At 59.4% G+C, this 500-nt stretch carries 1 protein-coding gene; it reads right to left on the minus strand.

The window, feature by feature from the left end:
* A partial coding sequence (locus tag ABD353_RS40335) for a hypothetical protein (protein WP_344628661.1) occupies positions 1–500 on the minus strand: 500 nt, incomplete at both ends.

A 500-nucleotide genomic window follows, 5' to 3' on the forward strand; every position in this document is an offset into this window, starting at 1 on the left:
GGTGTTCATACCGGACGGTGCCTTGGGCGCGATGTCGTACGTGGTCTTGATGTACGGGTTGGTGCCGAAGCGCATGAACCCGTAGTTGGTGTCGTACTTGCTCTCGTTGCCGAACAGACCGAACGTCAGGGCGTCGTTGTCGAGGTAGTTCCTGATGGTACTGGTGACGTCGAAAAGCACCGGAACGGGGTCACAACGACCTGCGAAGGCAGCGCTTTTGACGGTCTGGGTGCGGATAGTGGAGACCTCGCGCGGGCCTGGCCAGACGGTGTCCTTGTTGATGGGGTCCATGAGTTTGAGGGTGACGGGCCAGGTGTTGCTGCAGCCGTTGTCGGCGCCGTAGGTCTCGGTGAAGTACAGGGCCGAGTTCGAGACAACCATGCGGCTGTCAAGGTATTTGGTGTCGATTTCGTAGAAGGAGCGGTAGAGGCCGAAGCACTCGTCGTAGTGCTGATAGCCAATGCCCTGGCCGTTGGTCTGGGGCTGGTCGTAGAGCTTGT

Origin of the sequence: Kitasatospora arboriphila, assembly GCF_039528095.1 — a bacterium.
Classification (GTDB): Bacteria; Actinomycetota; Actinomycetes; order Streptomycetales; family Streptomycetaceae; genus Kitasatospora; species Kitasatospora arboriphila.